We start from the raw sequence: 6,424 nt of genomic DNA, 5'->3' as shown, positions 1-6,424 counted from the left end.
CAAGCGACTGTTTATCAAAAACACAGGTCTCTGCCAAGCCGAAAGGCGAGGTATAGGGGCTGACGCCTGCCCGGTGCTGGAAGGTTAAGGGGAGGGGTTAGCTAAAAAAGCGAAGCTCCGAACCGAAGCCCCAGTGAACGGCGGCCGTAACTATAACGGTCCTAAGGTAGCGAAATTCCTTGTCGGGTAAGTTCCGACCCGCACGAATGGCGTAACGACTTGGGCGCTGTCTTGGCGGTGTGCCCGGCGAAATTGTGGTACCAGTGAAGACGCTGGTTACCCGCGGTTGGACAGAAAGACCCCGTGGAGCTTTACTGCAGCCTGGCACTGTGTTTTGGTGTGCCCTGTACAGGATAGGTGGGAGGCAGAGAAGTGGGTGCGCCAGCATCCATGGAGCCGACGGTGGGATACCACTCTGGGTGCACTGGGGCACTAACCAGACACTCTGAACCGAGTGATGGGACACTGTCAGGTGGGCAGTTTGACTGGGGCGGTCGCCTCCTAAAAGGTAACGGAGGCGCCCAAAGGTCACCTCAGCACGGATGGAAATCGTGCGGTAAGAGTGCAAAGGCGGTAAGGTGGCTTGACTGTGAGAGGGACACCTCGAGCAGGGACGAAAGTCGGGCTTAGTGATCCGGCGGTTTCAAGTGGGAGAGCCGTCGCTCAACGGATAAAAGTTACCCCGGGGATAACAGGCTGATCTCCCCCGAGAGTCCACATCGACGGGGAGGTTTGGCACCTCGATGTCGGCTCATCGCATCCTGGGGCTGAAGTAGGTCCCAAGGGTTGGGCTGTTCGCCCATTAAAGCGGTACGTGAGCTGGGTTCAGAACGTCGTGAGACAGTTCGGTCCTTATCCGCCGCGGGCGCAGGGTATTTGAGGGGAGCTGACCCTAGTACGAGAGGACCGGGTTGGACGGACCGCTGGTTTACCAGTTGTCCCGCCAGGGGCACGGCTGGGAAGCCAAGTCCGGATGGGATAAACGCTGAAAGCATCTAAGCGTGAAGCCCACCCCAAGATGAGATACCCCACACCGTAAGTGGTGGTAAGGGTCCTGGAAGACTACCAGGTAGATAGGCCGCATGTGTAAGCGCCGCAAGGCGTTGAGCAAGGCGGTACTAATGGCCCGAGGAGCTTGACCAAGAGAGCTTTCCTCCTATTCACTTGCGAGGCTGCTTAAAAAGCTTTTGAAAAAATGAATATTGATAACAAATCCGGTGGCGAAAGAGCGAGGGAAACACCCGTTCCCATTCCGAACACGGAAGTTAAGCCTCGCAACGCCGATGATACTGTGCTGGAGACGGCACGGGAAAGTAGGTGGCTGCCGGATTTTTTATTTTTGTGTCCAAATGTTAATTGTTTAACAATAATGGGGCAAGATAAAACAGAGTTGAAAAAAGAGTTTGGATAAAGTAACGATAGTTATTTCGCGTATATGTTTTGGTGTATACTTTTTCAATAAGAAGATGTATAACTTGTAAAAATGTTCAAAGGCTTGAGTATAAAAAATCTAAGAGGTGCAAAACATTTCCTTGAAATTTCAATTCTATTTAAGTTTACAATTCTTTTATTATCATGAAACTCAGTTAGTTTGCGTTAATCTAATGTTCTCGATTCAAAAAAATATATGACAGAAAGAAGAAGTAGATGTAAAATAAAATTATAAAGGATGTATAATAAGGTGACTTAAAGTTTAAAACAATAAATAAAATAGAAAAATTGATGGCTTAATAGAAAAAACTAATACAAAACGAACTCAATCTGGATAAAAAATTCATGTATAAAATTTAATAACTTTTTCGTGAGGATTACTTTGGTGAAGTGCGAGTTTTCAAAGATTTACTAAATCAGGAGGCTTAAAAATGAAAATATTAATAGTTGATGACGAGATGTTTTCCCGAGAAAATATAAAAGAAATAATTTCAAGTTATGGGGGAAACAAGTTTGAGATTATAGAAACTGAAAGTTCGGAGGAAGCATTAGAATTTTGCAAAAGTTTTTTTCCTCAAATAATTTTTATAGATATTAGAATGCCTCATATGGATGGGATAGAATTAGCAGTAAGAATTAGACAGATCTTACCTTCTGCTGCAATAATATTTGTAAGTGCTTATCCCGAAAAAGAATATCTAAAAGCAGCACTGTCATTAAGAGCAATAAGGTTTGTTGAAAAACCGATAATTGCTACTGAACTTATAGAGGCATTCGAAGAAGCTTTAAGCCAAGTAAAAGAGAAGGAAGAACATATTTTGTCGTTATTTTCTGGTAATCGTGATACTCTTGATTGGATTAAGTTGGCGATAGGGACTTTATTAAGTGAGGGTGGACAAAATTCTTCGGAAATTTATAGTTTAGAAAAAATAATGGGTGCAGATGTTCTAAGAAATATAACTGCTGTTAGTATCGCGATAAAATTTTTGAAAAATGATGTTGCTTCTCTATCGAGTTATCTTCTCACACTGGTCAATTCCTTTCTCAATACAATACAAAGAAAAAAATGTTACGAAAATATTTGTGCATTTTATACTCTTAAAGATCATTTGGTTTTTATATACCTAATAAGTCCCAAAAAAGAAATTAGGACGAGTGTTTTGATTTCTTTTTGCAACGAATTGAAGGATTTTTTGGAAACATACAATTTAAAATTTCTAATAGGAGTGGGGAAAATAGTCTATGATATTAGAGAGATAAATTCTTCCTCAACTGCTGCTCTACTGGCTTTGGAAGATGCGTATATAAAAAAAGCAGGATATGTAGCGTTTTTTGAGGAGAGAAAATATGTGCCTTTTCCTTATGGAGAAAAAGAAAGGATATACTTCTTTAATCTTCTGAATCAAAAAAACTATGAACAAGCAAAAATTTTTGTAAAAAGCCTGGCTTTAGAAATAAGAAAAAGAGAAAATTTGCGTACAAGAGATATAAAATTATTTTTCTTCAAGCTTATAGAAATTTTGGATGAAAGAGAGGCAGAAAGAAAATTGGAGATTTATCTCAGAATACTTGATACAACTATATTGGATGAATTAGTAGACATCATAATAGAAGAAATAGATCGTTACAGAGTATCTGCACTCCAGAAGTACGAGAATGAGTACGTAAACAAGATGATAGAATTTTTAAATGAAAATTATTCAAAACCGGAATTGCGTATAGAAGATGTAAGTAGAGCAGTTAACTTAAGTACTTCATACGCATGTTTTCTCTTCAAGAAAGTCACAGGAAAGACCATAAAGCAGTATTTACTCGAATTAAGAGCACGAAAAGCAGAAGAACTTCTTAGAGGTGGAAGTGAAAAAATTAAAGATGTAAGCAATAAAGTAGGATTTAGATATAGTGATTACTTTACCAAAAAATTTAAAAAAATTACAGGAATTTTACCATCCCATATTAAAAACAAAAAAAAGAGGTGACTATTTGATGATAAACGTAATGAAAATGATAATGCAAAAAATTCTAAAAGGTAGTATATGGAGAAAATTCTTTTTTCTAAACTTGTGTTTTATGGCTTTTCCCCTCATAGCAGTAAATATAATTTCGTATATGACTATTGCAAAGACTTTGGAGTATAATACAAAGTATGCTGCATTTAAAAATTTTGAGCAAACTTGTTCCTATTTATCTTATAAGATTAACAATATTGTCCAAGAATGTTTGCCAATGATTGTTAATAATGATTTAAGAACTATTCTTGTGTCTGACTCAGAAACATATGAAAAAGATCCTCTTGCATTATTTAAAGCTGCAAAATCTCTGAAAATGTATATTCAAGAATACGAGAAAAAAGATGATATTTACAAAATCAGATTGTACGTAGATGAACGGCTAAAAGTTTTATGCGATAATAGAAATGTGTTTAGCATATCTGATATTGATTCTTCTCTTTGGTATAAAAAAATTAACAATTCCTTTACTTCTTACATTTTAATTCCTTCTCAGTATTTAAAAGGAGACCACACCTATTTAGAACAAACAGACTTGCCCATTACATCTACTATTTCCATCATATTCAAAATAGTGGATTTGTACGATTACAATAAAATTGTAGGCTATTTACGGTGCGATTTAAAAAAAGAGGATATAATAAGTATACTTAAAAATGGAACATCATCCAAAAATGATATTATGTGGATAGAGAACAAAGATGGTATTGTAGTCGCAGCAACATCGAAACTTTTCTTTCCAATGAGCATAAAGGGCATGTTAAATAAAGAAAATAATAATATTTTAGAAAGAATAGTAATAACGAAGGGAATAAAATATTTCCTTTTATCCTCTTTAATTGAAGGCACAGATTGGTGTCTTGTGGCAGCAATACCTCTTAGCGAAATCAGAAAAGAAGCCCAAGAAGTATTTTTGTTTGCCTTTGTAGGAATAACCACTACAGTAATGGCGTTTCTTATTTCATTAAAAAATGGAAAAGCAATTACAGATAAAATAAATAAGCTTGCTGCACAAATGAGAAACGTTAAAAAAGGTGAAATATTGCCACTTACTCATTTGAGAACTGAAGATAATGAGATAGGGAGTTTAATTGATAGCTATAACTATATGGCAAATAAAATTAAAGAATTAATGGAACAACAATACAGGTTAGGTATGGAAAAGAAAAGTGTAGAATTAAAACTTTTGCAGAGTCAGATAAACCCTCATTTTCTCTACAATACCTTAGACATGATAAACTGGTATGCAAGAATGTATAAGTGCTTTGATATTGTTGACATAGTGGAATCCTTAGCAAAATTTTATAAAATGAGTCTCAAAACCGAAACGGAAGTAGTGAGTATAAGGGAAGAAATAGAGCATGTTAACTATTATTTTTCGATCCAAAATAAAAGGTTTGGAAATCAATTAAGATTAATGGTAGAAATTCCAAAAGAATTATTGGACTACGAAATACCTCGGGTAACTTTACAGCCATTAGTTGAAAACTCCATTCAGCATGGAATTATGAATAAAAAAGAACGAACGGGAAATATCAGAATATGGGCGAAAAGGGAAGAAAATATTATTAATATTTTTGTAGAAGATGATGGTATTGGTGTAGAAGAAGAAAAACTCTTGGCGCTCAAAGAAGGTTTAGTACCAAGTAGTGGGTATGGTGGAATTGGTTTGAAAAATATTAATCAGAGAATAAAAACTCTTTATGGTAATGAATATGGTTTGGATTTTGAACACAATTCTTTAGGAGGACTTACCGTAATTATTACTCTTCCAGCTCACAAAATGGTCTAACGTCTTGAAGAAATCTTTAGAGTTATTTGAAATATATCATTTTAAAGGTAAATATATACAGTACATACATTAAAATAAAATAATTTTATACTGAAAATAAGAAAAAGGTACGTATGTTTTTATAAATTTTTTATTTATAATAAAATACGAATTGTAATTCACTAAGACAACTACAAGTAACATTTATAAAATTTACAGATCTAAAAAGGAGCGAGAAAATAATGGAAAAAGCACACAATACATTTTCACTTTTTCACAAAGACAGAAAAGTGGGTGTACATACTTTTTGGAAAAATATTTTAAAAAACAAAATACTGCTCCTTATGCTACTTCCCTCTGTTTTGTATGTAATAATTTTTAACTATATTCCAATGGGAGGCATAATAGTAGCATTTAAAAATTACAACTATCAAGATGGCTTTTTAAAAAGTCCGTGGGTAGGGTTTGAAAATTTTAGATATTTGCTTATATCTAATAAATTGTGGCTTCTCACAAGAAATACAATCTTATATAATATCGCCTTCATCCTAACCGGTATGATAGTAGAAGTAGGGATAGCAATTTTGCTTAGTGAAATGAGTGGTAGGTATTTCAAAAAAATATGCCAGTCTGCAATGCTTCTTCCTTTCTTCATTTCATGGGTTATTGTAGCAGCGATTGTTCTTAATATTTTTAGTTTTGAATATGGAGTATTAAACAATTTTTTGCGGTCGATAGGTGCGGAACCTTTTGATTTGTACAGTAATCAGTCTATATTTCCTTTGTTTTTAGTATTATTAAGGATATGGAAAAATACAGGATATGGCTCAGTCATTTACTTGGCAGCAATTACAGGCATTGATAGGGAGATGTATGAAGCAGCAGAAATTGATGGTGCTTCTATTTGGCAGAGAATTAGGTATATTACTATTCCATGTTTGCGACCAACGATGGTTATCATGTTAATATTGGCATTAGGCCAAATATTTAAAGGTGACTTTGGGATGTTTTATCAAATAGTAAAAAATAATCAAATTCTTCTTGAAGTGGCCGATATTATCGATACATTTGTTTACAGGTCCTTAATGTCATCAACAGATATTGGAATGTCTGCCGCTGCGAGTTTATATCAATCTGTGATGGGATTTATTACGGTGATAATAGCGAATAAAATAGTAAAAAAAGTGGAACCAGATTATGCTCTATTCTGATC

At 35.4% G+C, this 6,424-nt stretch carries 3 protein-coding genes and 2 rRNA genes (1 of these 5 only partly in view); all 5 read left to right on the top strand.

Features of this window, described 5'->3' with window-relative positions; translation table 11 throughout:
* Positions 1–1,143, top strand: a 23S ribosomal RNA gene (locus tag CaldiYA01_RS10235) (it extends 1,829 nt beyond the left edge of the window).
* Positions 1,144–1,213: 70 nt separating this feature from the next.
* Positions 1,214–1,330, top strand: a 5S ribosomal RNA gene (gene rrf / locus CaldiYA01_RS10230).
* 532 nt (positions 1,331–1,862) lie between these two features.
* Positions 1,863–3,410 (top strand): response regulator, encoded by a 1,548-nt coding sequence (locus tag CaldiYA01_RS10225; RefSeq protein ID WP_207179381.1) that lies wholly within the window; start codon positions 1,863–1,865, stop codon positions 3,408–3,410.
* Between the two features lie 7 nt (positions 3,411–3,417).
* Positions 3,418–5,232, top strand: coding sequence for a sensor histidine kinase (locus CaldiYA01_RS10220; protein ID WP_207179379.1), 1,815 nt, complete (start codon positions 3,418–3,420; stop codon positions 5,230–5,232).
* A gap of 221 nt (positions 5,233–5,453) precedes the next feature.
* A complete protein-coding gene (locus CaldiYA01_RS10215; RefSeq protein ID WP_207179377.1) occupies positions 5,454–6,422 on the top strand; it encodes an ABC transporter permease in 969 nt (322 codons plus the stop codon).
* Positions 6,423–6,424 lie beyond the last annotated feature (2 nt).

It is taken from the genome of Caldicellulosiruptor diazotrophicus (assembly GCF_017347585.1).
GTDB classification, from domain to species: Bacteria; Bacillota; Thermoanaerobacteria; order Caldicellulosiruptorales; family Caldicellulosiruptoraceae; genus Caldicellulosiruptor; species Caldicellulosiruptor diazotrophicus.
This window is presented reverse-complemented; position numbering and strand designations above follow the sequence as displayed.